The following is a 25,182-nucleotide window of genomic DNA, read 5'->3' on the forward strand; positions in this document are numbered from 1 at the left end:
GGTCACGCCCCGCCCGGCACCCCCCGCTCGCCCTCCGCGTCGCCCGCGGTCGTCGGCACCGGCCGCTCGTCCTTCATATGGGCGGGAGCCATCACGCGCAGGGCGTGGTAGCCGGTGATCACGACGATCGTGCCGAGCGCGATGCCGCCCAGCTCGAAGTTGTCGGTGATCTTCAGGCTCACCCCGCCGACGCCGATGATGATGCCCGCGGCCGCGGGGACGAGATTGAGCGGATTACGCAGGTCCACCCGGCCGTTCAGCCAGATCTGCGCCCCGAGCAGCCCGATCATCCCGTACAGGATCACGGTGATCCCGCCGAGGACCCCGCCGGGGATCGCGGCGACGACCGCGCCGAACTTGGGGCACAGGCCGAACAGCAGCGCGAAGCAGGCCGCCGCCCAGTACGCGGCGGTGGAGTAGACGCGGGTCGCGGCCATCACGCCGATGTTCTCGGAGTAGGTGGTGTTGGGCGGCCCGCCCACGGCGGTGGAGAGCATCGACGCGGCCCCGTCCGCCGCGATGGCGGTGCCGAGCTTGTCGTCCAGGGAGTCGCCGGTCATCTCGCCCACGGCCTTGACGTGTCCGGCGTTCTCCGCGATCAGGGCGATCACCACCGGCAGCGCCACCAGGATCGCGGACAGCTCGAAGCTCGGCGCGTGGAAGGACGGCAGCCCGATCCAGTCGGCCGAGCCCACGGCGGACAGGTCGAGGCGCCAGTGGTCGGTGGCGTCGCCACCGCCCACCGGCGAGTGGATCTTGCCGAACGCCAGGTCGAGGACCCAGGACAGCAGGTATCCGAAGATCAGCCCCAGGAAGATCGCGATCCGGGCGAGGAAGCCGCGCAGGCACACCACGGCGAGGCCGGTGAACAGCATCACCGCCAGCGCCGTCCACTGGTCCTGCGGCCAGTACGTCGACGCGGTCACCGGCGCCAGGTTGAAGCCGATCAGCATCACCACCGCGCCCGTCACCACCGGCGGCATCGCCGCGTGGATGATCCGCGCGCCGAACCGCTGCACGGCGAGACCCACGAGGAACAGGGCCACCGCGACCACGAAGACCGCGCCCGTGATGGTGGCGGCGTCGCCACCGCTCGCCCGGATCGCGGCCGCGACGCCGACGAAGGAGAGCGAGCAGCCCAGATAGCTGGGCACCCGGCCCCTGGTCGCCAGCAGGAAGATCACGGTCGCGATGCCGGACATCATGATCGCGAGGTTCGGATCGAGGCCCATCAGGACCGGAGCGACGAACGACGCCCCGAACATCGCCACCACGTGCTGTGCGCCGAGTCCGAACGTACGGGGCCAGGAGAGCCGCTCGTCGGGGCGGACCACCGCCCCGGGCGCCGGTGTCTTCCCGTCGCCGTGCAAGGTCCAGCGCACGCCGAGGCTCATGGATGCTCCCTGAAGGTCTGCTCGGTGTGCCGGCCGGTCTGCGACCCGGTCTTCGGTGTTCACCTGCGGAAAAGATCAGCGCCATGGTAGTGGTGCGCCGAGCGGCGGTCGCGCGGAGGTCTCCCACCGCGCGACCGCCGCACCGCGTTCCGCCCCGGGCGCCGGTTCCGCACCGGGTCCCGGGCGGCCGTACGGAGGAGCTGCGCCCCGTCCCGCCGCCCGGCCCCGTCAGCTCCCGGCCGTGCTTTTCGCCGTCGTACCGCTCCCGGCCGCCGAGCCGGTGACCTTGCGGTCGGCCGACCGCAGCACCCCGGCGCCCAGCACCAGGCCGAAGGCCAGCGCCGTCACCACGCCGAACGACACCACCAGCGAGGTGGCCTCGGCCAGCGAGCCGATCGCGGAGGGGGCGATCAGGCTGGAGGTGTACGTGATGGTGGCGACGCCCGCGATGGCCTGGCTCGGGTTCGGCCCGCTGCGCCCGGCCGCCGCGAAGGCCAGCGGGACCACGACCGCCACACCGAGGCCCAGCAGGACGAAGCCGCACATCGCGGCGGCGGGGGAGGGCGAGAACACGACCAGCAGCCCGCCCGCGGTGGCCATCAGCCCGCCGGTCCGTACCGTGCGGACCGCCCCGAACCGGTCGACGATCCGGTCCCCGGCGATCCGGGCCAGCGCCATCGTCAGGGTGAACGCCGTGGTGGACGCCGCGGCGAGACCGTCCGAGCTGTCCAGCACATCCCGCAGGTAGACCGCGGACCAGTCCAGGCTCGCGCCCTCGGCGAACACCGCGCAGAAGCCGACCGCCCCGATGATCAGGGCCGACTTCGGTGGCAGCGTGAAACGCGGCGGCGGGTCCTCGTCCGGGCTGCTCTGGAGATCGAGGACGTCCCGGCAGGCGATCAGCCCCAGGGTGGTGAGCGCCAGGGCCGCTACCGCGTGGTGCAGCCGGGCGTCGGTCGCGGTGTGCGCCGCGACGGTGCCCGCCGCCGAACCGATCAGCGCGCCCACGCTCCACATGCCGTGCAGCCCCGACATGATCGACTTGTCGAGGCGGTTCTCCACCTCGATGCCCAGGGCGTTCATCGCCACGTCGGACATCCCGGCCGTCGCCCCGTAGACGAACAGCGCCGCGCACAGCGTGACCAGGCTCGGCGCGAGCGCCGGCAGGACCAGCGCCAGCGTCCACAGCGCCAGCAACCCCCGCAGGGCGGTCCGCGCGCCGAACCGGTGGCTGATCCGGCCGGCGAGCGGCATCGCGATCGACGCGCCGATCGCCGGGAAGGCCAGCGCCAGACCGAGCTGGCCGGCGCTCACCCCGGCATGGTCCTGGATCCACGGCACCCGGGTCGCGAAACTGCCGGTCACCGCCCCGTGGACGGTGAAGACCGCGGCGATGGCGATCCGCGCCCGCTTCACCTGTTCCGTGCTGTAGACCGTGACGGTCGGGTCGTCCCTCATGCCGTCGTGCCCCTCCCCTGGGAATTCTCGGATGCCGGTGGTCCCGGCGCCCCCGTGCGACGATGCGGGCCGTAAACTATCAGGAACCCTGCCTGATAAATAGTCATCACCTCGCGGCCCCGGAAAGCGGCGGGGCGACGATCTGGAAGGATCCCGGTATGCCCGCCTCACCGAGCACGGCTCGCGCCATCAACGACCGGCTCGCCCTGCGGCTGCTCCAGCAGGACGGCCCGCTGACGGCCACCCAGCTCAAGACGCTGACGGGACTCTCCCGCCCGACCGTCGCCGACCTCGTCGAACGGCTCCGGGGGGCCGGGCTGATCCAGGTCGTGGGGGAGTCCGGGGCCGTCCGCCGCGGACCCAACGCCAAGCTGTACGGGATCGTCGCCGACCGGGCCCATCTCGCGGCGCTCGACGTCCGGCTCGGCAGCGTCAGCGTGGTCGTCACCGACCTGCTGGGGGCCACGCTCGCCGAGGGCTCCCTGCCCATCGGCAGCGACACCGGCACCGAACCGGCCGTGGAGCGGGCCGCCGCCCTCCTGGAGCGCACCGCCCGCGCGGCCGGGGCCGTCCCCCTGCACAGCGTCGGGATCGGAGCGCCGGGTCTGATCGATCCCGCCACCGGCGAACTGCGCGACAGCTCCGGCCTGCCCGCCTGGCACCGGGGCCTGGTCCGGGAGCTCCAGCGCAGGCTTCCCGCCGCCGTCCTGGTGGAGAACGAGACCAACCTCGCCGCCGTCGCGGAGCACCGGACGGGCGCCGCCCGCGACCGGGAGACCTTCGTCCTGCTCTGGCTCGGTCAGGGGATCGGGGCCGCCGTCATGCTGGACGGCAAGCTGCGTCAGGGGGCGTCCGGCGGTGCGGGCGAGATCGGTTTCCTCCCCGTCCCCGGAGTGAGCGGGCTGCCCTCGGCGGTCAACTGCGAGGGAGGCTTCCACTCCCTGGCCGGCTCCGCCGCGCTGTGCGGGCTCGCCGTCGCGCACGGCCTCGTGGACCCCGGCGCGGTGACCGACGGCCGGGAGGAGGCGGCGGCCGTGGAAGCGGTGCGGACGGCCCTGGGAGCGGGGGAGGCGGGCGAGCCCTTCCTGAAGGAACTGGCGGACCGCCTCGCGCTGGGCTCCGCCGCCGTCGTCTCGGTGCTCGACCCGGGCTGCGTCCTGCTCGCCGGGGCCGTCGGCCACGCGGGCGGGGCGGCGCTCGCCGCCCGGGTCGAGGAGCGGCTGGCCACGATGTCGCCCCTGCGCACCGAGGTCCGCGCCGGTTCGCTGGGCGACGGGGCGGTGCTGCGCGGCGCGCTGATCGCCGCCATGGACGCGGCGCAGGAGGCGTTGTTCACCCCGGAGAGCTGATGGTGCGAAGCTAGCTCCCGACCGGCGCGGGAGCGGGCGCCGGCCGACCGCCCCGGCTCACCCCGGACGGCGGTGGCGGCGGTCGAGGAACTCCTCGAACGTCACATTCCCCGTGGCGTGTTCGGGCGCCAGGTGGTCGCCGCGCCGGTAGCCCGCGTACGCCCGGCCGGCCAGCCGGACCGGCACCACCCGCCGCCTGCGTCCGGTGGCCCGCAGGAACGCCCCGGCCAGGTCGTCGAGTTCGCGGACCTCGGGGCCGCCCAGATCGGGCACCCGGCCCGCCGGGCCGCCCGACGCCAGGGCCGCCAGCCGGTCGGCGACCTCTCCGCTGTCGACCGGCTGGACCCGGACCCCGGAGGGCACCGGCAGCACGGGCAGTTTCGCCGCTCCGGAGAGGACCCGCAGGACCAGGTCGTGGAACTGCGTGGCCCGCAGGATCGTCCAGCCGAGCCCGGAGTCCTCGATCATCCGCTCGACCCGGTGCTTGAGCGTGTAGTAGCCCAGCGGCAGCCGGTCCACGCCGACGATCGAGATGTAGAGGAGGTGCGGCGTCCCGGCCCGCCGGGCCGCCTCGATGAGATATCCCGCCGCCAGATCGTCGCCGCCGCGCGGGGCCGTGGCGCAGTGGACGATCGCGTCCGCCCCCTCGACCGCCCGGTCCAGGCCCTTGCCGTCGCGCAGGTCGACGGCGTACGAGGGGGAACGGCGGCTGAGACCGCGGACGTCGGCCCCTTCGGTGCGCAGCCGCTCCGCGACCTGTCGGCCCAGGGTTCCGGTGGCGCCGGTGACCAGAATCGTCGTCATGGGGCCAGCCTGCCAGAACGGGGCCAGGCCCGCCGGAGGGCGCCCGGCGACCGGCACCGGCGACCGGCCCCGACGGCGTGCCGCCCCCTGCGCTGCGGCGGCCCGGCAACGCCCGCGGCCCCGGCGGGGAACGCCGGGGCCGGGGGCGACCGGGCCGGTCGCCCGGTGGTGGACGACGGAGCCGGTCGCCCGGTGGTGGACGGCGGGGTGGAGCCGCTCACCACCGGGCGGTCGGAGCGGGGTTCAGCAGGCGCCGAGGTCCTTCCAGGCGCCCCACTGGCCGGCGGATCCGGGCGTCTCGCCCTTCGTCCACCACGAGGCCTTCCACTGGTGGCCGCCGTGGCTGACGGTGGAGCCGCCGCCGTACTCGGTGGCCGCGTTCCAGGCCGGGGCCGTGCAGCTGCCGCCCGGCTGCGTCGGGGTCGGCGTCGGCGTCGGGCCGGTGGGGGTCGGCGTCGGGGTGGGGTTGGTCCCGGTGCCGGGCTCGACCACGGTGGTGCCGCGCGCCAGGTCACCGGTGAGGGAGTAGGACTTCCCGCCGAAGGTCACGGTCCAGTTCGACGGCGTCGAGGTCGGCAGGTAGTAGACGAAGTCCAGCTCCACCGAGGCGCCCGGGGCCAGCGTCTGCCACGCCGGGAGCTTCAGGGAGACCCGGTTGTAGGGGCCCTTGAGCCCGCCGACGTTGTTGGCGGCCGTGTGGTCGCTGCGGACGATCGACGTACCGAAGCCGGACTGGTCCTTGGCGTTGGCCGGGGCGGAGGTGGAGTAGTCGAACTGGAACTCCGTGCCGCCGGGCAGCGTGGCCTGGGTCCGGTTGGTGATCTTCAGCTTCGGGCTGATCGGGTAGTTGGAGTCACCGAGCGCGAACTGGTTGAAGGAGACGTCGATGTTGACGGCCTCGGTGGGCAGGGTCACCGTGGAGCGCTTCGCGCCGTACGGGGCCGCCGACTTGAAGGCGTCGTACATCGCGGTGGTCAGCGTGTCGCCGGTCTCGTACTGGCCCTTGGTCGCGTTCCACCGGTAGTCGCCCGCCAGCTCCCAGATCATCGTGCCGCCGATGCCCTTGTCGACGACGTAGTCGGCCTTGGCCTTCACCGACTGCTCGTCCTCGGTGGAGAGGAACACCTTCTTCTGGGCGTTCCACAGCCACGGGGCGACCAGCGTGGAGTCGTACTTGCGGACGTAGGTGCCGGTCAGCTGGGTGTTCGCGGGGAAGCCGTAGCTGGCGAGGTAGTCGCCGGCGATGCCCTTCTCCAGGTTCTTGGCGTGCCACATCGGGTTGGAACCGGCCGGCGATTCCTTGCCGTTGTCGTCCTTGTCGTGCCACAGGTTGTCGATGCCGACCGCGCCGTCACCGCACTTGGTCAGACCCGCGCCCGCCGGGCAGGTGGTCGTCGCCGCCTTGCCCCAGAGGCCGTCGGTGCCGCCCTGGACGTTCTTGAAGCCGCGGGTGTAGTACGGCAGGCCGATGTTGATGCGGCCGGCCGGCATCGAGCCGCGGAAGTAGTGGTAGGCCCAGTCGGTGTTGAGGTAGCCGACCCCGCCGTACTGCGAGGTGGTGTAGACGCCCGCCTGCGCCAGCTCGTTGTCCTTGCCGTCGTCGAACAGCTGGGCGTTCGGGCCGACGTACTCGTTCCAGGCGCCGTGCAGGTCGTAGGACATGATGTTGACGTAGTCCAGGTACTTCTGCATCTGGTACGTCTCCATGCCCCGCAGCAGGTAGCCGGAGGACGGGGCGGCGACGGTCAGGAGGTAGTGCTTGCCGTCGGCGGCGCCCGCGCGGTCCAGCTTCTCGCGCAGGGTCTTCATCAGGGCGTCGTAGCCCTTCACCAGGCCCGCGCGGCGGCCGTTGGCCAGCGTGTGGTCCATGGGGTTGCCCGCGTCCTTCATGGACGTCGCGTACTCGTAGTCGATGTCGACGCCGTTGAAGCCGTACTTCTTGATGAAGGTGACGGCCGAGTCGGCGAAGGTGTTGATGCCGGTCTGGTTGACCGAGCCGTCGGCGTTGGTCGCCATCGAGTAGAAGCCGCCGGAGTTGACGCGCTTGCCGTCCGGGCCGAAGTAGCCGCCGGTCTCGGCCCAGCCGCCCACGGAGACCAGGGTCTTCACGTCGGGGTGCTGCTTCTTGTACTTGGTCAGCAGGTTGAAGTGACCCTTGTACGGGAGCGTCGGGTCCATCTCCGCGCCCGCCACACCGGGCCAGGTCATTCCGGTGGAGGCGTTGTCGGCGCTGTCGGGGCCGACCGAGAGCTTGTTGGAGCTGTCGACGTGCGCGAAGGCGTAGTTGAGGTGCGTGACCTTGTCCCAGGGGATGTTGGGGACCAGGTAGGCGTCCTTGCCGTCCTTGCCGGTACGCCAGTTGGTGAAGTAGCCGATGACGCGGCGCTTGTGGTCGGCGCCCATCTTCTCGCGTCCCTCACCGTCGTAGACGGTGCAGTACGCGGTGTCGGCGCCCGGGGTCTTGTACAGGCCGTCGGGACGACAGGACTCGTGGTCGGTGGCGGCTGCCGACGGAGTCGCGGCGAGCGAGGTCATCAACAGGCCGGCGACAGCGGCGCCGGCGGCGAGGAGCGTGGCTCTCGCTCGGGTGGGGGACAGCATGTGGACGTTCCTCCTGGGGAGGTCGGCAGAACACAACTGGCAAAGGGGGGTGGGTCGTGTCGGGGTCCTGGTGTGCGCACACCGCCGGACCGAACCTCGGAGGTGACGCAGAGATTAAGAGGACTAGACCAGTGCGTCAATAGGTCTGGACCTTTAAGGGTCAACTTTCCCGATGTGTGCCCCCGACCCCCCGAATGACTACGTTGTCGACTTCGCGCCAGCGGAAACGCGCCAGGTTTTCTGTGACCCAGCCCACACTGCTCACCCGCATGGCTGTGAGGCGTCCGTGGCAGACTGGTTCCGTACCAGTAGCAGCGCACTCCGGGGTCGGTGCAATTCCGAACCGGCGGTTATAGTCCGCGACCCGTCCGCAGCCAGCGGCCGGTTGACCAGGTGAGATTCCTGGACCGACGGTGAAAGTCCGGATGGGAGGCAGTGCGCGGCGGGTCGTCATCGGTACGCCGCCGTCGGCGGACGCATGGCCGGGATTCTCCCGTGACGCCGTGCGTTCCTGGCGTTCCCGTCCGCGGGTTTTCGGCGTTTCCGCTGGTGAGCCGCTCTATCTGTCGTCATCGACAGACCCCGGAGTCCGTGCCCGAAGAGGCAGGAGGACCCGGTGGACACCGCAGCCGACATCACCGCCATGCGCCGAGCGATCTCGCTCGCGGCGCGCGGTCTCGGCTCCACCAGCCCCAATCCGGTCGTCGGATGTGTGATCACCGACGCCGCCGGAGCCGTCGCCGGTGAAGGCTTCCACCAGCGCGCCGGAGGGCCGCACGCCGAGGTCCACGCCCTGCGCGCGGCCGGCGGGCGGGCCCGCGGCGGCACCGCCTACGTCACCCTCGAACCCTGCGACCACACCGGCCGCACCGGCCCCTGCTCCCAGGCCCTCCTGGCCGCCGGGATCAGCCGCGTCGTGTACGCGGTCGCCGACCCGAACCCGGGAGCCGCGGGCGGCGGCGACACCCTGCGCCACGCCGGGGTCCGCGCCGAGGGCGGACTCCTCGCGGACGAGGCGGAGGCGGGCAACGCCGCCTGGCTGACCTCGGTGCGCCGGGGCAGGCCGTACGTCCTGTGGAAGTACGCCGCCACCCTCGACGGCCGGATCGCCGCCGCCGACGCCACCAGCCGCTGGATCACCTCGCCCGAGGCCCGCGCCGACGTCCACCGGCTGCGCGCCGAGGCCGACGCCGTGCTCGTCGGCTCCGGCACCGCCCGCACCGACGACCCCCAGCTGGCGGTACGCGGCATCGACGGCGCCACCCAGCCGCTGCGGGTCGTCGTCGACACGAACGCCACCGCCGTGAAGCCCGGCGCCCGGGTCCTGGACGCCACCGCGGCCACCCTGGTCGCCGTCGCCGACGACGCCCCGGCCGGCCACCTCCCCGAGGCCGCCGTCCTGCGCCTGCCCCGCGCCGCCACCGGCCCCGGCCTCGACCTCGACGCCCTCCTCGGAGCCCTGCACGAGCGCGGCGTCCGCTCCGTACTCCTCGAAGGCGGCCCCACCCTGGCCGGCGCCTTCGTCGCCGCGGGAAAGGTCGACAAGGTCGTCGGCTATCTCGCCCCGGTGCTGCTGGGCGCGGGCCCGGCCGCCCTCGCCGACGCCGGAATCTCCACGATCGCCGGGGCGTTGCGCCTCGATGTGACCGAGACCGTGCCGATCGGCCCCGATCTGCGTATCACCGCCGTCCCCGCCCCTGCTCGGAAGGGAAACTGAGTGTTCACCGGAATTGTCGAAGAACTGGGTGAGGTCACCGCCGTCGAGCAGCTGGCCGACGCCTCCCGCTTCCGGCTGCGCGGCCCCCTCGTCACCGAGGGAGCGAAGCACGGCGACTCCATCGCGGTGAACGGCGTCTGCCTCACCGTCGTGGACACCGGCGACGGCGAGTTCACCGCCGACGTGATGGCCGAGACGCTGAAGCGCTCCGGCCTCGGCGCGCTGGCCCCCGGCTCCCGGGTCAACCTGGAGCGCCCGATGGCGCTCGGCGGCCGGCTCGGCGGACACCTCGTCCAGGGCCATGTGGACGGCACCGGCACCATCGTCGAGCGCACCCCCTCCGAGCACTGGGAGCTCGTCAAGGTCTCCCTGCCGCCCGAGCTGAGCCGGTACGTCGTGGAGAAGGGCTCCATCACCGTCGACGGCGTCAGCCTCACCGTCGTCGAGGCGGCGGCCGACTTCTTCACCATCAGCCTCATCCCCACCACCCTCGCCCTGACCACGCTCGGCCACAAGCAGCCCGGCGACCCGGTCAACCTGGAAGTGGACGTCATCGCCAAGTACGTCGAGCGGATGCTCGGCGACCGGGCCGGACAGGACCCGCGATGAACCTCGCGAACTGGCTCAACTCCGAGGCCTTCACCGTGTTCGGCCAGCACATCAAGTGGTCGGACATGATCGGCAACATCATCGGCCTGATCGCCCTGGCCCTCGGCTGGCGGCGCTCCATCTGGACCTGGCCCGCCCAGCTCCTCTCCGGAGTGATCCTGCTCGTCGCCTTCGCCTCCGCGCACCTCTCCGGCAGCGCGGGCAAGCAGCTGGTCGTCATCGTCGTCGCCCTGTGGGGCTGGTGGTCCTGGAACCGCGGCAGGCAGCAGGCCCAGGACGGCTCCATCGCCGTCCGCTTCGCCACCTGGCGCGAGCGCGGCCTGCTGATCGGCGCCGCCGCCGTGGGCACCCTCGCCGTCGGCGGCCTCTTCACCGCCTTCCCGTCGCTGTCCTGGGACCCGTGGCCGGACGCGTACATCTTCGTCGGCACCGTCGTCGCCATGTACGCCCAGGCCCGCGGCATGGTCGAGTTCTGGTTCGCCTGGCTGCTCGTCGACCTGGTCGGCGTCCCGCTGAACTTCGCCAACGGATTCGCCTTCTCCGGCTTCGTCTACGTCATCTACGGCGCCCTCGTCCTGTGGGGGATGCGCGACTGGTGGCTGCGTACGCGGACACCCGCTCTGGAAGGAGCCACGGCATGACTGCCCAGCCCACCTGGCTGCACCCCGACCACGACCCGCTCCCCGAGGACCTCTCGCTGGACCCGGTCGAACAGGCGATCCGCGACATCGCGGCGGGCCGCCCCGTCGTCGTCGTGGACGACGAGGACCGCGAGAACGAGGGCGACCTCGTCATCGCCGCCGAGAAGGCCACCCCGGAGATCGTCGCCTTCATGATGAGCGAGTGCCGCGGTCTGATCTGCGCGCCCATGGAGAGCGAGGAGCTGGAACGCCTCGACCTCCCGCAGATGGTCGAGCACAACACCGAGTCGATGCGGACCGCGTTCACCGTCTCCGTCGACGCCTCCGCCGCGCACGGCGTCACCACCGGCATCTCCGCCGCCGACCGCGCCACCACCCTGCGGATGCTCGCGGGCGGCGTCGCCGGTCCCGGCGACTTCGTCCGGCCCGGCCACGTCTTCCCGCTGCGCGCCCGCTCCGGCGGAGTCCTGGCCCGCGACGGCCACACCGAGGCCGCCGTCGACCTCGCCCGGCTCGCCGGACTCCGCCCCGCCGGAGCCATCGTCGAGATCGCCGGCGAGGACGGGGTCATGCTCCGGCTGCCCGAGCTGGTCCCCTTCGCCCGCAAGCACGGCCTGACGATCATCTCCATCGAGGACCTGATCGCCTACCGCCGGAGCGACGAGCCGACCGTCCGCCGCGAGGCCGAGACCCGGCTGCCCACCGCCTTCGGCGACTTCACCGCGTACGGCTACCGCTCCAGCGTCGACGGCGTGGAACACGTCGCCCTGGTCCACGGAGACATCGGCGACGGCGAGGACGTCCTCGTCCGGATCCACTCCGAGTGCCTGACCGGCGACATCTTCCAGTCCCAGCGCTGCGACTGCGGCCCCCAGCTGCACGCCTCCATGCGACGCGTCACCGAGCAGGGCCGGGGCGTCGTCGTCTACCTGCGCGGCCACGAGGGACGCGGCATCGGCCTGCTCTCCAAGCTCCGCGCGTACGAACTCCAGGAGCGCGGCGTGGACACCCTCGACGCCAACCTGGAGCTCGGCCTGCCCGCCGACGCCCGCGACTACGCGGCCGGCGCGCGGATCCTCGCGGACCTCGGCGTGCGCAGCCTGCGGCTGATGACCAACAACCCCGACAAGACCGCGGCCGTCGTCCGCCACGGCCTCGCCGTCACCGGCCGGGAACCCATGCCCGTCCAGGCCGGCGAGCACAACCTCCGCTATCTGCGCACCAAGCGCGACCGCATGGGCCACGACCTGCCGTGGCTCGACGGAACCCCGGCGTCGACCTGCGCCAACCAGTAGACGTACACCTCTGAACCAGCAACAGGAGAGACATGAGCGGCAAGGGTGCACCCGAACTGTCCGTACGCAACTGCGGCGACCTGCGCGTGGCCGTCATCGCGGCCCAGTGGCACGAGAAGGTCATGGACGGTCTCGTCGACGGCGCCCTGCGCGCCCTGCACGAGCTGGGCATCGACGAGCCGACCCTGCTCCGCGTCCCGGGCAGCTTCGAGCTCCCGGTCGTCGCCAAGGTGCTCGCCGGACGCGGCTACGACGCGATCGTCGCCCTCGGCGTGGTCATCCGGGGCGGCACGCCCCACTTCGAGTACGTCTCCCAGGGCGTCACCCTCGGCCTCACCCAGGTCACCGTCGACACCGGTGTTCCCGTCGGCTTCGGGGTACTGACCTGCGACACCGAGGAGCAGGCGCTGGACCGGGCCGGCCTCGAAGGGTCCAACGAGGACAAGGGGCACGAAGCGGTCACCGCCGCCGTGGCCACCGCGGCCACGCTGCGCACCGTCAGCGAACCCTGGCGCTGAGTGCCCTCCGGCGACCCCGTATTCTGAGGACCATCATGGCCAACAAAACCTTCGAAGAGCTTTTCACCGAGCTCCAGCTCAAGGCCGCCGAGGGCGACCCCGCGACCTCCCGCACCGCCGAACTGGTGGACAAAGGCGTGCATGCCATCGGCAAGAAGGTCGTCGAGGAGGCCGCCGAGGTCTGGATGGCGGCCGAGTACGAGGGCAAGGAAGCCGCCGCCGAGGAGATCTCCCAGCTGCTCTACCACGTCCAGGTGATGATGGTCGCCCGCGGCATCTCGCTCGACGACGTCTACGCCCATCTCTGAGCCGACCCCGACGCCGCCGCCCGGGCCCGGCCCGGGCGGCACCACCGCGAAAACGCCCGCACACTCCCTCCGCACGAAGGAAGCCGACCTCATGCTGCGCATCGCCGTTCCCAACAAGGGTTCACTCTCCGGGCCTGCGATGGCGATGCTCCATGAGGCCGGCTACCAGCAGCGCAAGGAGTCGAAGGAACTGGTCCTGGTCGACCCGGCGAACGAGGTCGAGTTCTTCTACCTCCGCCCCCGCGACATCGCGATCTACGTCAGCTCCGGCAAGCTCGACATCGGCATCACCGGCCGCGACCTGCTGCTGGACTCCAAGGCCGACTCCGAGGAGATCCTCCAGCTCGGCTTCGCCCGCTCCACCTTCCGCTACGCCACCAAGCCCGGCACCGCGGCGGGTCCGCAGGACTTCGACGGCATGACGATCGCCACCTCCTACGAGGGCATCGTCGCCTCCCACCTCGCCGAGGCGGGCGTCAAGGCCTCCGTCGTCCACCTCGACGGCGCGGTCGAGACCGCCATCGAACTGGGCGTCGCCCAGATCATCGCCGACGTGGTGGAGACGGGCACCAGCCTGCGCAACGCCGGACTCGAAGTGATCGGCGACCCGATCATGACCTCCGAGGCCGTCGTCATCCGCCGCAACGGCGCCCCCGCCGACGACCCCAAGGTGCAGCAGTTCCTCCGCCGCCTCCAGGGCGTCCTGGTCGCCCGGTCCTACGTGATGATGGACTACGACTGCCGCGTCGAGCACCTGGAGCGCGCCGTCGCCCTCACCCCGGGCCTGGAGTCTCCGACCATCTCCCCGCTGCACCACGAGGGCTGGGTCGCCGTCCGCTCCATGGTCGCCGCCAAGGAGGCCCAGCGGATCATGGACGACCTCTACGAGCTCGGCGCCCGCGCCATCCTCACCACGGCCATCCACGCCTGCCGCCTCTGACGGCCCCGGCCCGCCCGCACAAACCCGAGAGAAGACCCGATGTCCGCGCCCAGGCCCGAACAGCCCACCCTGCCGGTCACCTTCCGGCCCACCCTCACCCGGGTGGTCCTGCTGAGCACGGGCCTGGCGATGTTCCTCGTCATCACCGTCATCGCCCTGATGCTGGAGCGGCTCAACCCGGGGGAGCGGATCACCTTCGTCTTCGTCGCGGCGCTTTTCTTCGGCGTCCTGGCCCTCCTCAGCAGGCCCAGGGTCACCGCCGACGACACCGGGGTCACCGTCGTCAACCTCACCCTGACCCGCAGGCTGGCGTGGGAGGAGATCCTCCGCGTCAACCTGCGCTCCGGCGACCCCTGGGTCTTCCTCGACCTCAGCGACGGAACGAGCCTGCCCGCCCTCGGCATCCAGCCCGGACTGGCCAAGCAGCAGGCCATCCGCGACGCCCGCGCCCTGCGCGCCCTCGCCGAGTCGCGCGGCTCCGGGAACGACGGCACACAGCCCGGCGGCTGACCGGCCGACCGGGCCGAGGTCACCCGAAAGCCCCTGCGCCCCTGCCCGTCGCGGGGGCTTCCTGGCTACTCTGGTGGGCGGCGGCGCCCCGCGCGCCCCGCCCCGCCCGTTCCACGGCCCCATCCCGGGCCCGCGGGGCCTTCCTGCGACCCAAGGAGTGACTCCCTCCAGCAATGGACGGATCGTCCGGTAGTACCTGCGCCGCCCCTTCCCCGGAGGCGGCGGCCTCATGACCACCCCCCTGCTGCTCCTCGGAGCGGCCTTTCTCCTCATCCTCGCCAACGGATTCTTCGTGGCGGCCGAATTCGGGCTCGTCACCGTGGAGAAGCCCGACGCCGAGCGCGCCGCGGCCGAAGGCGACCGACGGGCCCGTACCGTCGTCGCGGCCCTGCGCGAACTCTCCTTCCAGCTCTCCGGCACCCAGCTCGGCATCACCATCACCTCCCTGGTGGTGGGCATGCTCGCCGAACCGGCCCTCGCCCAGCTGCTCGCCGGACCCCTCACCGCCACCGGACTGCCCGCGGGCGCGGTGTCCGGCGTCGCCGTCGTCATCGGCATGCTGCTGGCCTCCGCCGTCCAGATGATCGTCGGCGAACTCGTCCCCAAGAACTGGGCCGTCTCCCGGCCACTCCAGGTGGCCCGCTTCGTCGCCGGACCGCAGGCCCGCTTCGCCGCGCTCCTGCGACCGGTCATCACCCTCCTCAACGCCCTGGCCAACCGGCTGGTGCGGCTCCTGGGCGTCGAGCCCACCGACGAACTGGCCTCCGCCCGCACCCCGGGCGAGCTCGTCTCCCTGGCCCGGCACTCCGCCGAGGCCGGAGCACTCGAACAGGACACCGCCGACCTCTTCGTCCGGACCCTCTCGCTGGCCGGTCTCACCGCCCAGCACGTCATGACCCCCCGGGTGAAGGTCAGCGCCCTGCACTCCACCGCGACCGCCGCGGACGTTCTCAACCTCACCCGTGCCACGGGCCTCTCCCGCTTCCCGGTGTACCGGGACCGCATCGACGAGGTCATCGGCATGGTCCACCTCAAGGACGCCCTCGCCGTACCGGCCCCCGAGCGCCTGCGTACCCCGGCCGGACGGATCGCCGTCCCCCCGCTCCTGGTGCCCGGGACCCTGCCGGTGGAGACGCTGCTGCGGCGGCTGCGCCACGAACAGCCGATAGCCGTCGTCGTCGACGAGTACGGCGGCACCGCCGGCGTCGTCACCCTGGAGGACATCATCGAGGAGCTCGTCGGCGAGGTCCGTGACGAGCACGACGCCGAGGGCGCGGCCCGCCCCGAGCTGACCGCCGCTCCCGGCGAGGACGGCCACCCCGCGTGGGACGCCGAGGGCAGCTGCCGGGTGCACACCCTGCGCCGCAGCGGACTCGATGTGCCCGACGGCCCCTACGAGACCGTCGCCGGGCTCGTGGCCGGCCTGCTGGGCCGCATCCCCACCCCCGGCGACCGGGCCGAACTCCCCGGCTGGCGGATCTCCGTCCGCCAGGTCGCCCACAACCGCGCGGAACGGGTCCGCTTCACCCGGGTGCCCGACCCGCTGCCGGACGGGCCAGTGCCGGCCCTGCTGGAGGCCGCGCGATGAGCCTGCTCCAACTCCTCCTCGCCGCCCTCCTCGTGCTGGCGAACGGGTTCTTCGTCGGCGCCGAGTTCGCGCTGGTCTCCGTCCGCCGCAGCCAGATCGAACCGCTCGCCGCCCAGGGCTCCGGCCGGGCCCGCACGGTCCTGCACGGTCTGGAGAACCTGCCGCAGATGATGGCCGCCGCCCAGTTCGGCATCACCGTCTGCTCCCTCACCCTCGGAGCCGTCGCCGAGCCGACCGTCGCCCACCTCCTGGAGCCGGTCTTCCACGCGGCGCACCTCCCCGACGGACTCGTCCACCCCCTCGGCTTCGCCCTCGCGCTGCTGTCGGTGGTCGTCCTGCACCTGGTCATCGGCGAGATGGTCCCGAAGAACCTCGCGATGGCCGCACCCGAGCGGACCGCGCTGTGGCTGAGCCCCGGCCTGGTCGCCTTCGCCCGGCTCTGCCGTCCGATCACCACCGCGCTGGGCGCCTGCGCCGGGCTGGTGCTGCGGCTGTTCGGCGTCGAGCCGAAGGACGAGGTGGAGGCCGTCTTCACCAGCGAGCAGCTCAACCGGCTCGTGGAGGACTCCGGACAGGCCGGCCTCCTCGGACCGGAGGCGGCGACACGCCTGGAGGACGCCCTCGAACTCGGCAGCAGGCCCGTCGCCGACGTCCTGCTGGAGCGGGCGTCCCTGGTCACGGTCGACCCGTCCGTGACCCCGCGCCGGATCGAGGAGCTGACGGTCGGCACCGGCTTCTCCCGCTTCCCGGTCTGCGCGGACGGCGGCGGCCCCTTCATGGGCTACCTCCACGTCAAGGACGTCCTGGAGCTGGAGGACACCGACCGCGCGGTCCCGCAGCAGATCTGGCGCCCGATGGCGACCGTACGGGCCGAACTCCCACTGGACGACGCCCTGACCGTGATGCGCCGTGCGGCGACGCACCTGGCGCAGGTCGCGGACGCCTCCGGCCGGATCCTCGGCCTGGTCGCCATGGAGGACGTCCTGGAGACGCTGGTGGGGGAGGTCCGCGACCCGGCCCACCGGGCGGTCTCGGTACCCCGCCGCACGGTGGACGCGCCGAAGCCGCCGGAGCTTCCGGCGCCCGGGGCCCTCGTGCACTGAGGCACGGACGCCGCGCCGGGAGCGAACGGCCCCGGCGCGGCGTCACACCGCGCCCGGCTCCGGCTTGCCCCGGCCCACCGGGCCGCGCCCCGACAGCACCTCGCCGTAGGCCTGCATCAGATCCGCCAGCCGCAGCGTCGACAGGTCCTCCCGGGTCAGCTCGCCCGGATACCCGGAGAGCCGCAGATCACGGTAGGCGCAACTCTTCTCGTAGAGCGTCCGCAGGAACCGGCCGTTGCCCAGCTCGTCGATCCAGCCCTGGTCCACCACATGACCGCTGATCGAGCGCAGCTCGTCGACGGCCTCCTCGTCCCACAGGTCGTCGTTCTCCGCGGCCAGCACGGCCCCGATCGCGGTGAGTTCGAGCGGCCGGTAGCTGGGGAAGTCGACCCGGCTGGTGAAGCGCGAGGAGAGGCCGGGGTTGGTGGCGAGCAGCCGGTCCATGCCCTCCGGGTAGCCCGCGAGGATGACGACGAGGTGGTCCCGGTTGTCCTCGGCCCGCTTGAGGAGCACCTGAAGCGCCTCGTCGCCGTACGCGTCGCCCTTGCTGTAACCGGAGTTGGCCAGGCTGTACGCCTCGTCGACGAACAGCACCCCGCCCAGCGCCGAGTCGATCAGCTCATTGGCCTTCACCGCCGTCTGCCCCAGGAATTCCCCGACCAGATCGGACCGTTGGGCCTCGACCAGATGGTCGCCGCCGAGCAGCCCCAGCGCGTAGAAGACCCGGCCCAGGATGCGCGCCACGGTGGTCTTGCCGGTGCCGGAGGGGCCGGAGAAGACGAAGTGGCGCTTCGGCGGCTGGACGGGGAGACCCTGCTCGGCCCGCAGCCGGGCCATGTTCAACTGCGCCGAGAGCGCCTTGACCTGCCGCTTGACCGGTTCGAGACCGACCATGCGCTCCAGCTGCGCCAGCGCCTCGGCGAGCAGGGCGGGATCGCTGGGCCCGGCCGGAAAGGCCGGTGGCTTACGGGTCCTGGTCCGACGGGCGCCCTCGACCGGGACCGACGGGCCGGGGGCCGGGTCGTCGCCGAGCAGCCCCGGGTCGCTCACCGGCCAGGGCTCGCGCCCGTCCGCCGGATCGGCGCCGAGCAGCGCATCGCCCTCCGGCTGCGCCCCCGCCTCCGACGCACCCGAACCGAAACCGGTCAGGGTCACGGCGGCCAGGTCCGCCGACTCCTCGTACCCGTCGCCCTCCACCAGAGCGGCGAGCCGGGCGGAGGTGTCCATGAACGCCGGGTCGACCCGGTGCACCGCCCGGTACAGCGGCAGGGCCGCCGCGCTGCGCCCCGTCCCCTCGTGGGCCCGCGCCAGCCAGTAGCGCAGCTCCTTGCGCTGCGGCTGTTCGCTGCGACAGCGCATCAGCGCGGCCGACAGCAGGGGCTCCGCCTGCCCGAACATCTCCAGCCGCACCCGCGCCATCCCGCCGAACAGACCCGCCTCGATGCCCAGCATCGGATCGTCGACGAGCTGCTCGGTGCAGCGCACCAACTGCTCCCAGTCCTTGACCAGATAGGAGCGGCAGGCGTGCAGGAACCGCACCTGCGCATCCGTGTCCACCGGCGGCAGCCCGGCCAACGCCCGGTCCAGCTCGGGCACATGGCGCCCGTCCAGCCAGTGCGAGGCGTGCGCGAGCAGCAGATCGCGCCGGCTCTCCAGCACCGGCTGAACCCACCAGCCGAGCCAGTACCAGGAGTTGAGCGTACGGCGGTGGCGTGCGCGCTGTTCGCCGAAGCGGTCGCGGTGCCGGTACATGCGCAACAGGGCCGTGGTGGTGTCGATGCGGAGCGCGTGGAGGCCGAGCCAGCCGTCCGCCATGCCCGGATCGAACCGCACCGCGGCTCTGAACTCCTCCTCGGCCTGCGAGTAGGCGCCCATGGTGTAGGCGTCCATGCCACGCAGCCAGGCGAGGTCGGCAGGGGCTCCAGCGCCCTGTGTGCCGATGTCCATCAGGTCCCCCACAAACCGTGCCCCCAGGATGTCCCGCCCGCACAGCATGCCCACCGGAGCGTGCTGAATCACGGCGTGGAGGAAGGGAATTGACCACACCGAGGTGCATCGTACCCGCGCAAGGGGAGGCGGCCCGCCCGATGACAGGCGACGGAGACGGTGACCCAGGGTGAGTGAATCGCTCTGCGTGGTCGCCGGGGCGACGGGGGAGCACAGGGCGAAGCCCCCGATCACGGGGGAACAACCGGGGGCTTCGCGTCCATGGGGGCTCCGAAAAGCCGCACAATGAGAACGTAAGACCAGTAAGGCCCCCCGGTCAAGCAGAGTTGGGGCACTTCCGGGCCGATTTCCGACTGCTCAGTATGGCGGGGCGTTCCGGCTACCGTGCGTGACGGACCGGTTCGCTCCCGCTGTCGCGCGGGGCCCCTCCAGCCACGCGTACCCCTCGGGCAACTGGCGTACCAGAGCGTCGGCGTACGGCCGCGAGGGGTCCTCGGTGAAATGCCGGTCCTCGGCAACCGTCCACCCGTCCCAGAAACCGGTGAGCCCGGCCCCGTCCCGCCGCCGGCCCCGCTCCCAGGACGTCTCCCGGTCCAACTCCATCCAGCACAGCGCCGCCAGCCACGGGCGCACCCGACGACGCCCCGCGCCGACCCCCTCCACCAGCACCACCGGGGCCGGGTCCAGGGTCCGCGCCGGGCCGAAGCGGCGCTCCGTCCAGTCGTACGGGGCGTAGCGGGCGCTCTCGCCGCGGGAGAGGGGCAGGATCACCTGCTCCCGCAGCCGCCCCGTCCAGCCGAACAGCTCCTCGTGCGTGGCGAGGTCGTCCAGATGGAGGACCGGCGCACCGTCCAGCACCGCCGCGAGGCGGGCGGCGAAGGTGCTCTTGCCCGAACCGGCGTGCCCGTCGACCGCGACGAGCCGCACCGGCCCGCAGGAGGGGGGCAGTGCGGCGAGGTCATCGGCGTGGCGGGCCAGGTCGTCCATGGCTCCAGGGTACGTTCCGGCACGGAGGCGTCCTGGGTCCACCGCAGGTCACGCCAGTGGTCCAGACCTCTATTCGGTCCGACGGGCCACTGCCGGGCACTGGCCCGACCCGGCCGCGAACCGGGATAGTTGGCGCACCGCACCGCACCGCACCGCACCGCACGGCACCCGCAGACCACCTTCCGCATCCGACCGGGGGTCACGACCATGACCAGTCCGACTTCGCGCAGAACCGTTCTGACCGCCGCGCTCGCCGTGGCGGCGTCCGCCGGCACGGTGGGCTCCGCCGCGTCCGCCGCCGCCCCGACCTCGCCCACCGGCTCCTCCGCCGCCGCCCCGGAGGCCCTCGTGGACAACCGCTTCTGGCACACCTACACCGACTGGCGCCGCGGCACGGGCGACGGGACCCGGGTGCTTCCGGGGCCCCGGCCCGGCGTCGCGATCGCCGTCCCGGCCGGCCGCACCGACTACACCGACCCGCACACCGGCACCACGGCCTCCTGGGACTACGCCACCTGGACCTCCGCCGCGCACCGCTCCACCGTCCCCGCCACCGAGGTGATCGCCTCCTGGAACGCCCGTACCCCGGCCGGCACCTGGATCCAGGTCGAGCTGAGCGGCGTCTACGCGGACGGCACCGCGACGCCCTGGTTCGTGATGGGCCGCTGGGCGGCGGGCGACGGCGACATCCGCCGTACGTCCGTCGACGACCAGGGCGACCCGCACAGCTCCGTGTGGACGGACACCTGGTCGGTGGACGACCCCGCGAGCGGCGTCCGCCTGGTCTCCCACCGGCTGCGGCTCACGCTGTACCGCACCCCGGGCAGCCGTCTCACCCCGACCGTCTGGCGGGTCGGCGCGATGGCCTCCGACGTGCCCGACCGGTTCACCGTGCCCGCGAGCACGCCCGCGCTCGCCCGCGAACTGCCCGTGCCCCGCTATTCGCAGAACATCCACATCGGGCAGTACCCCGAGTACGACAACGGCGGCGAGGCGTGGTGCAGCCCCACCTCCTCGCAGATGATCATCGAGCACTGGGGCCGCCGCCCCACGGCGGAGGACCTCGCCTGGGTCAAGCCGGGGCTGCCCGACCCCCAGGTCTGCCACGCCGCCCGGAACACCTACGACTACCAGTACGCGGGCTGCGGCAACTGGCCGTTCAACGCGGCCTACGCCGCGACGTACCGCGACCTGAACGCCGTCGTCACCCGGCTCGGCTCGCTCACCGACGTGGAGCGGCTGATCCGCGTCGGCATCCCCGTGATCACCTCCCAGTCCTTCCTGAAGGAGGAACTGACCGGCGCCGGATACGGGACGGCCGGCCATCTGATGACGGTCATCGGCTTCACCCCCGAGGGCGACGTCATCGCCAACGACCCCGCGTCCCCCGACAACGACGCGGTACGCCGGGTCTACCGGCGGCGGGAATGGGAGAACATCTGGCTGCGGACCAAGCGCTACGACGCGGCAGGCAAGGTCAGAAGCGGCACGGGCGGGGTGTGCTACGTCTACTGGCCGACCCGGACGACACCCGGTCAGTGGCGCGTGCTGAGGGCGCTCGGCCTGCTGTGAGCGGTCGCCCGCGGGCGCGCGGCCCTCCCGCTCACGTCCGGCCGGGCCCCGCCGCGCCCCAGCGATGCCCGCAGGCGGACCACTTGCCGCGGCCGCAGGGGCAGGCGCGGTTGCCGCGCGTGGGGTGGAAGGCCCGCCAGTAGGTACGGCGGGTGAGCGTGGCCGCCGAGGTCGTCAGGCCGAAGTCGTCCACCACGGCCAGGCTGTCGTCGAGAAGGTCCACGATGTGCGTCCCCGCGGCGATCAGGGAGTCGGCGACGGCGAGGGCGACGGTCGGTTCCAGGTACTGAGCGGATCCGCCGTCCGTGAGCGACATGGGGGACCGGGCGTAGCTGCGCACCATGACGGCCTTCGACTCGTGGCGGAACCCGGGGGTGGCGTAGGCGATCCTGGCTCCGAAGGCCGGGTGCGCGGCATCGGAGAGCAGGTCGTACCACTTCGGGAAACGGTCCTCGCCCGTCTCCCTGGTCAGCTTCTTGACCAGGGTGAGGACGTTGGTGGCCTGGAGATCCGCGTGGCTGTTCTCCATCCGGGAGCCGAACCCGGCCTTCAGGAGCACGGGGTCGAGCGCCTCGCGGACCAGGGCCGGCCGTTCGACGGAGCCTTCGGCGGCGGCCTTGCCGACCTCCCAGCCCTCGACGACGGCACGGTGCTCCTGCACCAGGGCTCCCGCCTCCTCGATGACCGCCCGCGCGGTCACGGCGCCGGAGGCGATACGCCACCGGGTCAGGCTGTCCAGGGTGTCCGCGAGCAGGTCGGCGCTCCGCCAGGCGTGGACGAGCCACCAGCTGACCAGTCGGGAGTGCAACTCGGGATAGACGACCGCGGCCGCCGGGTCACGGTGTCCGGCTTCGGACGCCTCGTCCACGGCGAGGACGGTGGCCTCGTCCTCGGTGAGGACGAAGACCCAGCCCTCGGCCTCCTGCCGGGCGAGGCGTTCCCACTTTCGCCTGGCCGGGCCGGTCAGCGGGGTCAGCAGCACATCGCTGGTGCCCGCGTGCTCGCTCATGTCGCGCAGGCCGGCCACCCGGCGGGCCAGTTCGGTGAGGGCGGCGGTGCGCCGCGCTCCCAGCGCCTCGGCAATCTCGCCGGTGGGTCCGGATGCATTCTTGTCCACCGGACGAGACCTTAGCGGGATCCCTCCCGGCGGGCGAGGGGAGGGTGACGCGTCCGCGTCCGCCGGTCCAAAGCCTCCTAGGTCCGGGGGAGTTGTGGAGAGCCGCGCTATGTTGAACAGGTGACCGACACCAACTCGCGCATCGACACATCCCGCCCGCACACGGCCCGGATATGGAACTACTGGACCGGCGGCAAGGACAACTACCCCGTCGACCGGCGGGCCGGGGACGAGATCCGGGAGCTGCACCCCGGGATCGGCGCGTACGCGAAGGCGGACCGCCTGTTCCTGGGGCGGGCGGTGCGCCACCTGGCCGAGCGGGAGGGCGTCACGCAGTTCCTGGACATCGGGACGGGGCTGCCCAGCGCCGACAACACCCACGAGGTCGCCCAGCGCGTGACCCCGGACGCCCGTGTCGTGTACGTGGACAACGACCCGCTCGTGCTGGCGCACGCCCAGGCCCTCCTGGTCGGGACGCCCGAGGGGCGCATCGACTACCTGGACGCCGATCTGCGGGACGTCGACGCGATCCTCGCGGCAGCGGCGAGGACGCTGGACTTCTCGCAGCCGGTGGGGCTGATGCTGCTCGGGGTCGTCATCTTCATCGAGGACGACGAGGAGTCGTACGGGATCGTCCGGCGGCTGCTGGACGCGCTCGCCCCCGGCAGCCACCTCGTCCTGTCCCACACGGTCACGCACCCCGACATGCCGGACGTCGACGAGGCGGTGGCGTTCTGGAACGAGCACGGGACACCGAAGCTCACGCAGCGGACCCCGGCCGCCGTGGCGCGCTACTTCGAGGGCCTGGACCTGCTGGAGCCCGGGGTGGTGTCGTGCTCCGCGTGGCGGGCCGCGACGCCGTCGCCCGACGTCGCGATGTACGCGGGCGTCGGCCGCAAGTAGAGGACGGCACCCGGTGGTCCGGGTCCGTCGCCCCACCGGTCGGGTCACGGGGGCAGGGCGCGTGAAGAGGGCGGGGCGCCGTCCGGCGCCCCGCCCCTTCCGTCGGTTCCGCGGATGCTAGCGAATCGCCTTGATCAGCTCGCCGTTCCCGGTGTCACCGCTCAGCTCCCAGAAGAACGTGCCTCCCAGGCCCTGTTCGTTCTTGTAGTCCATCTTGGTGCCGATGGTCTCCGGGGTGTCGTAGCTCCACCAGTCGGTGCCGCAGTGCGCGTACGCCGTACCGGCCACCTTGCCCGTGGCGGGGCAGCTGTTCTTGAGGACCCGGTAGTCCTCGATGCCCGCCTCGTACGTACCCGCCGCCGCACCGGTCGCGCTGCCGCCCGGCTCGGACTGGGTGACGCCGGTCCAGCCGCGGCCGTAGAAGCCGATGCCCAGCAGCAGCTTCTCCGGCGGGATGCCGAGGCCCTTCAGCTTGGCGATCGCCGCGTCGGAGTTGAAGCCCTCCGTCGGGATGCCCGGGTAGGAGGTCAGCGGGGAGTGCGGCGCCGTCGGCCCCTTCGCCTCCCAGGCGCCGAAGAAGTCGTACGTCATCGGCAGGTACCAGTCGAGGTGCTTCGCCGCCCCCGCGTAGTCGACCGCGTCGATCTTGCCGCCGTCGGAGCCGTCCGCCGTGATCGCCGAAGTGACCAGGTCGGTCCCGAAGGACTTGCGCAGCTCGCCCAGCAGCCTGCCGTACGCGTCGCGGCCGCTGGTGTCACAGGTGAGACCGCAGGCGTTGGGGTACTCCCAGTCGATGTCGATGCCGTCGAAGACATCGGCCCAGCGGGGGTCCTCCACCAGGTCGCGGCAGGACTTCGCGAACGCGGCCGGGTCCTGCGCCGCCTGGCCGAAGCCGCCGGACCAGGTCCAGCCGCCGAAGGACCAGAGGATCTTGAGGTCGGGGTGGAGCTTCTTCAGCTTGCGCAGCTGGTTGAAGTTGCCGCGCAGCGGCTGGTCCCAGGTGTCGGCGACGCCGTCGACGGACTGGTCGGCGGTGTAGGCCTTCTCGTAGTCGGCGTACGCGTCACCGACCGTGCACTTGCCGCCGGTCACGTTGCCGAAGGCGTAGTTGATGTGGGTGAGCTTGTCCGCGGATCCCGACGTCTCGATGTTCTTGACGTGGTAGTTGCGGTCGTACGTACCCCAGTTGGTGAAGTATCCGATCACCTTGTCTCCCGCCGCCGTGGGGGCGGCCTCGGCCGCGGCGGGGGCCGCGGCCGGCTGTGCGACGGGGGTGGCGCCGGCCGGGGACGTGCCCGCGACGCCGAGCAGGGTGGCGCCGAGGGCTGCCGTACAGGCGGCCGCGGCGAGCGCCCGGAGACGGGCGCGGGGGCGGTGCGGCTTGAACATCGTGGCTCCTCGTGGGGGAGGGCTGGTGCGTGGGGGGTGCGGGGGGAACTGCGGGCGGGAGCGCCCGATTTGACATGGACGCGCTAGGCGTCCGGTGGAACCGTAGAAGGACTAGACCAGTTGGGTCAATGGTTCGGACCAATTCGCCGGTGGTTCACGCCCCCGTGGGGCCTCCGGCCTGCGCGGTTGCCCTCGTGACGGGAGCCCGCCGATCGGGCATACTCGACCCGCCACAGCCGATCACCACGCCACCCGTGACCCGGGAAGGCAGGATCAACTGGGCAGTCTGTCTTTCCCGGGCCACTTCCGGGAGATCACCCGGCGGCGCCTCTCCCACCCTGAGCGCGTGACCGCCGCAACGCCCGACAGGGAGGAGAGCGCCGTCATGTCCGACCGTGCCCCGCAGCCGGTGGAACGCCGTCTGCCCACGAG

General features: G+C 72.3%; 21 protein-coding genes and 1 riboswitch. Of the genes, 13 read left to right on the forward strand and 8 right to left on the reverse strand.

All coding sequences use genetic code 11. The annotated features are described in order from the left end of the window. Nucleotides 1-2: 2 nt before the first annotated feature. Entirely contained in the window at nt 3-1,394 is a 1,392-nt protein-coding gene (locus tag DTB53_RS08540; protein ID WP_012381701.1) for a uracil-xanthine permease family protein, read from the reverse strand. Nucleotides 1,395-1,622: 228 nt separating this feature from the next. Beyond that, nucleotides 1,623-2,852 carry an MFS transporter gene (locus tag DTB53_RS08545; RefSeq protein WP_012381702.1) on the reverse strand — a complete coding sequence of 410 codons (1,230 nt, stop codon included), beginning with the start codon at nt 2,850-2,852 and terminating at the stop codon, nt 1,623-1,625. 158 nt (nt 2,853-3,010) lie between these two features. Here DTB53_RS08545 and DTB53_RS08550 point away from each other — a divergent pair, with 158 nt between their 5' ends. Beyond that, a complete protein-coding gene (locus DTB53_RS08550; RefSeq protein WP_012381703.1) occupies nt 3,011-4,201 on the forward strand; it encodes an ROK family transcriptional regulator in 1,191 nt (396 codons plus the stop codon). Nucleotides 4,202-4,258: 57 nt separating this feature from the next. Here DTB53_RS08550 and DTB53_RS08555 read toward each other — a convergent pair whose 3' ends face one another. Together DTB53_RS08555 and DTB53_RS08565 are read right to left on the reverse strand one after the other, a co-directional pair. Then, nucleotides 4,259-5,005 (reverse strand): SDR family oxidoreductase, encoded by a 747-nt coding sequence (locus DTB53_RS08555; protein ID WP_012381704.1) that lies wholly within the window; start codon nt 5,003-5,005, stop codon nt 4,259-4,261. 243 nt (nt 5,006-5,248) lie between these two features. Further along, nucleotides 5,249-7,606, reverse strand: coding sequence for a chitinase C-terminal domain-containing protein (locus tag DTB53_RS08565; RefSeq protein ID WP_012381705.1), 2,358 nt, complete (start codon nt 7,604-7,606; stop codon nt 5,249-5,251). Between the two features lie 312 nt (nt 7,607-7,918). Further along, a riboswitch (FMN riboswitch) is annotated at nt 7,919-8,049 on the forward strand. Between the two features lie 173 nt (nt 8,050-8,222). Between DTB53_RS08565 and ribD the strand changes: the two genes are divergently transcribed. The 10 genes from ribD (at nt 8,223) to DTB53_RS08615 (ending at nt 16,835) form a co-directional block, all read left to right on the forward strand. Further along, nucleotides 8,223-9,323 carry a bifunctional diaminohydroxyphosphoribosylaminopyrimidine deaminase/5-amino-6-(5-phosphoribosylamino)uracil reductase RibD gene (ribD, locus tag DTB53_RS08570; RefSeq protein ID WP_012381706.1) on the forward strand — a complete coding sequence of 367 codons (1,101 nt, stop codon included), beginning with the start codon at nt 8,223-8,225 and terminating at the stop codon, nt 9,321-9,323. After that, entirely contained in the window at nt 9,324-9,932 is a 609-nt protein-coding gene (locus DTB53_RS08575; RefSeq protein ID WP_003970406.1) for a riboflavin synthase, read from the forward strand. Then, on the forward strand, nt 9,929-10,573 hold the full coding sequence (locus DTB53_RS08580) for a nicotinamide mononucleotide transporter family protein (protein WP_003970407.1): 645 nt from the start codon (nt 9,929-9,931) through the stop codon (nt 10,571-10,573). The genes DTB53_RS08575 and DTB53_RS08580 overlap by 4 nt, the downstream gene beginning before the upstream one ends. Then, complete coding sequence (locus DTB53_RS08585; RefSeq protein WP_003970408.1) at nt 10,570-11,868, forward strand: bifunctional 3,4-dihydroxy-2-butanone-4-phosphate synthase/GTP cyclohydrolase II; 1,299 nt, start codon at nt 10,570-10,572, stop codon at nt 11,866-11,868. Before DTB53_RS08580 ends, DTB53_RS08585 begins: the two co-directional genes overlap by 4 nt. A gap of 32 nt (nt 11,869-11,900) precedes the next feature. After that, nucleotides 11,901-12,386: a 6,7-dimethyl-8-ribityllumazine synthase gene (gene ribH, locus DTB53_RS08590; RefSeq protein ID WP_003970409.1), complete on the forward strand. Its 486-nt coding sequence runs from the start codon at nt 11,901-11,903 to the stop codon at nt 12,384-12,386. 35 nt (nt 12,387-12,421) lie between these two features. Further along, nucleotides 12,422-12,694 carry a phosphoribosyl-ATP diphosphatase gene (locus DTB53_RS08595; protein WP_003970410.1) on the forward strand — a complete coding sequence of 91 codons (273 nt, stop codon included), beginning with the start codon at nt 12,422-12,424 and terminating at the stop codon, nt 12,692-12,694. A gap of 91 nt (nt 12,695-12,785) precedes the next feature. After that, the gene (hisG, locus tag DTB53_RS08600; protein ID WP_003970411.1) at nt 12,786-13,634 is read left to right on the forward strand and encodes an ATP phosphoribosyltransferase; all 849 of its coding nucleotides are present in this window, start codon (nt 12,786-12,788) and stop codon (nt 13,632-13,634) included. Nucleotides 13,635-13,673: 39 nt separating this feature from the next. After that, complete coding sequence (locus tag DTB53_RS08605; protein WP_003970412.1) at nt 13,674-14,144, forward strand: PH domain-containing protein; 471 nt, start codon at nt 13,674-13,676, stop codon at nt 14,142-14,144. Between the two features lie 229 nt (nt 14,145-14,373). Next, nucleotides 14,374-15,732, forward strand: a complete 1,359-nt coding sequence (locus DTB53_RS08610; RefSeq protein WP_012381708.1) for a hemolysin family protein — start codon at nt 14,374-14,376, stop codon at nt 15,730-15,732. Beyond that, nucleotides 15,729-16,835 carry a hemolysin family protein gene (locus tag DTB53_RS08615; protein ID WP_003970414.1) on the forward strand — a complete coding sequence of 369 codons (1,107 nt, stop codon included), beginning with the start codon at nt 15,729-15,731 and terminating at the stop codon, nt 16,833-16,835. The genes DTB53_RS08610 and DTB53_RS08615 overlap by 4 nt, the downstream gene beginning before the upstream one ends. Before the next feature lie 42 nt (nt 16,836-16,877). On the opposite strand, the gene DTB53_RS08620 is transcribed toward DTB53_RS08615, so the two are convergent. Continuing rightward, nucleotides 16,878-18,782: an AAA family ATPase gene (locus tag DTB53_RS08620; protein ID WP_012381709.1), complete on the reverse strand. Its 1,905-nt coding sequence runs from the start codon at nt 18,780-18,782 to the stop codon at nt 16,878-16,880. Nucleotides 18,783-19,139: 357 nt separating this feature from the next. Next, the gene (locus tag DTB53_RS08625; protein ID WP_012381710.1) at nt 19,140-19,769 is read right to left on the reverse strand and encodes a uridine kinase family protein; all 630 of its coding nucleotides are present in this window, start codon (nt 19,767-19,769) and stop codon (nt 19,140-19,142) included. A gap of 207 nt (nt 19,770-19,976) precedes the next feature. On the opposite strand from DTB53_RS08625, the gene DTB53_RS08630 reads away from it, so the two are divergent. Further along, nucleotides 19,977-21,341 carry a C39 family peptidase gene (locus tag DTB53_RS08630; RefSeq protein ID WP_012381711.1) on the forward strand — a complete coding sequence of 455 codons (1,365 nt, stop codon included), beginning with the start codon at nt 19,977-19,979 and terminating at the stop codon, nt 21,339-21,341. 31 nt (nt 21,342-21,372) lie between these two features. Here the strand turns inward: DTB53_RS08630 and DTB53_RS08635 are convergent, their stop codons facing one another. After that, a complete protein-coding gene (locus DTB53_RS08635) occupies nt 21,373-22,458 on the reverse strand; it encodes a hypothetical protein (RefSeq protein WP_063744775.1) in 1,086 nt (361 codons plus the stop codon). Between the two features lie 120 nt (nt 22,459-22,578). Here DTB53_RS08635 and DTB53_RS08640 point away from each other — a divergent pair, with 120 nt between their 5' ends. Then, nucleotides 22,579-23,361 (forward strand): SAM-dependent methyltransferase, encoded by a 783-nt coding sequence (locus tag DTB53_RS08640; RefSeq protein WP_012381713.1) that lies wholly within the window; start codon nt 22,579-22,581, stop codon nt 23,359-23,361. A 117-nt stretch (nt 23,362-23,478) separates the two neighbouring features. Here the strand turns inward: DTB53_RS08640 and DTB53_RS08645 are convergent, their stop codons facing one another. Continuing rightward, entirely contained in the window at nt 23,479-24,750 is a 1,272-nt protein-coding gene (locus DTB53_RS08645) for a glycoside hydrolase family 18 protein (protein ID WP_012381714.1), read from the reverse strand. Nucleotides 24,751-25,182: the final 432 nt, after the last annotated feature.

The organism is Streptomyces griseus (genome assembly GCF_900460065.1).
Taxonomy (GTDB): Bacteria; Actinomycetota; Actinomycetes; order Streptomycetales; family Streptomycetaceae; genus Streptomyces; species Streptomyces griseus.

Excerpts from the sequence above, each read along its gene's own strand:
- DTB53_RS08555 (WP_012381704.1), bottom strand. The coding sequence starts at position 5,005 with ATGACGACGATTCTGGTCACCGGCGCCACCGGAACCCTGGGCCGACAG.
- DTB53_RS08610 (WP_012381708.1), top strand. The coding sequence starts at position 14,374 with ATGACCACCCCCCTGCTGCTCCTCGGAGCGGCCTTTCTCCTCATCCTC.
- DTB53_RS08630 (WP_012381711.1), top strand. The coding sequence starts at position 19,977 with ATGACCAGTCCGACTTCGCGCAGAACCGTTCTGACCGCCGCGCTCGCC.
- DTB53_RS08645 (WP_012381714.1), bottom strand. The coding sequence starts at position 24,750 with ATGTTCAAGCCGCACCGCCCCCGCGCCCGTCTCCGGGCGCTCGCCGCG.
- DTB53_RS08595 (WP_003970410.1), top strand. The coding sequence starts at position 12,422 with ATGGCCAACAAAACCTTCGAAGAGCTTTTCACCGAGCTCCAGCTCAAG.
- DTB53_RS08605 (WP_003970412.1), top strand. The coding sequence starts at position 13,674 with ATGTCCGCGCCCAGGCCCGAACAGCCCACCCTGCCGGTCACCTTCCGG.
- DTB53_RS08580 (WP_003970407.1), top strand. The coding sequence starts at position 9,929 with ATGAACCTCGCGAACTGGCTCAACTCCGAGGCCTTCACCGTGTTCGGC.
- DTB53_RS08585 (WP_003970408.1), top strand. The coding sequence starts at position 10,570 with ATGACTGCCCAGCCCACCTGGCTGCACCCCGACCACGACCCGCTCCCC.
- DTB53_RS08565 (WP_012381705.1), bottom strand. The coding sequence starts at position 7,606 with ATGCTGTCCCCCACCCGAGCGAGAGCCACGCTCCTCGCCGCCGGCGCC.
- DTB53_RS08615 (WP_003970414.1), top strand. The coding sequence starts at position 15,729 with ATGAGCCTGCTCCAACTCCTCCTCGCCGCCCTCCTCGTGCTGGCGAAC.
- DTB53_RS08550 (WP_012381703.1), top strand. The coding sequence starts at position 3,011 with ATGCCCGCCTCACCGAGCACGGCTCGCGCCATCAACGACCGGCTCGCC.
- DTB53_RS08620 (WP_012381709.1), bottom strand. The coding sequence starts at position 18,782 with ATGGACATCGGCACACAGGGCGCTGGAGCCCCTGCCGACCTCGCCTGG.
- DTB53_RS08545 (WP_012381702.1), bottom strand. The coding sequence starts at position 2,852 with ATGAGGGACGACCCGACCGTCACGGTCTACAGCACGGAACAGGTGAAG.
- hisG (WP_003970411.1), top strand. The coding sequence starts at position 12,786 with ATGCTGCGCATCGCCGTTCCCAACAAGGGTTCACTCTCCGGGCCTGCG.
- DTB53_RS08625 (WP_012381710.1), bottom strand. The coding sequence starts at position 19,769 with ATGGACGACCTGGCCCGCCACGCCGATGACCTCGCCGCACTGCCCCCC.
- ribH (WP_003970409.1), top strand. The coding sequence starts at position 11,901 with ATGAGCGGCAAGGGTGCACCCGAACTGTCCGTACGCAACTGCGGCGAC.
- DTB53_RS08540 (WP_012381701.1), bottom strand. The coding sequence starts at position 1,394 with ATGAGCCTCGGCGTGCGCTGGACCTTGCACGGCGACGGGAAGACACCG.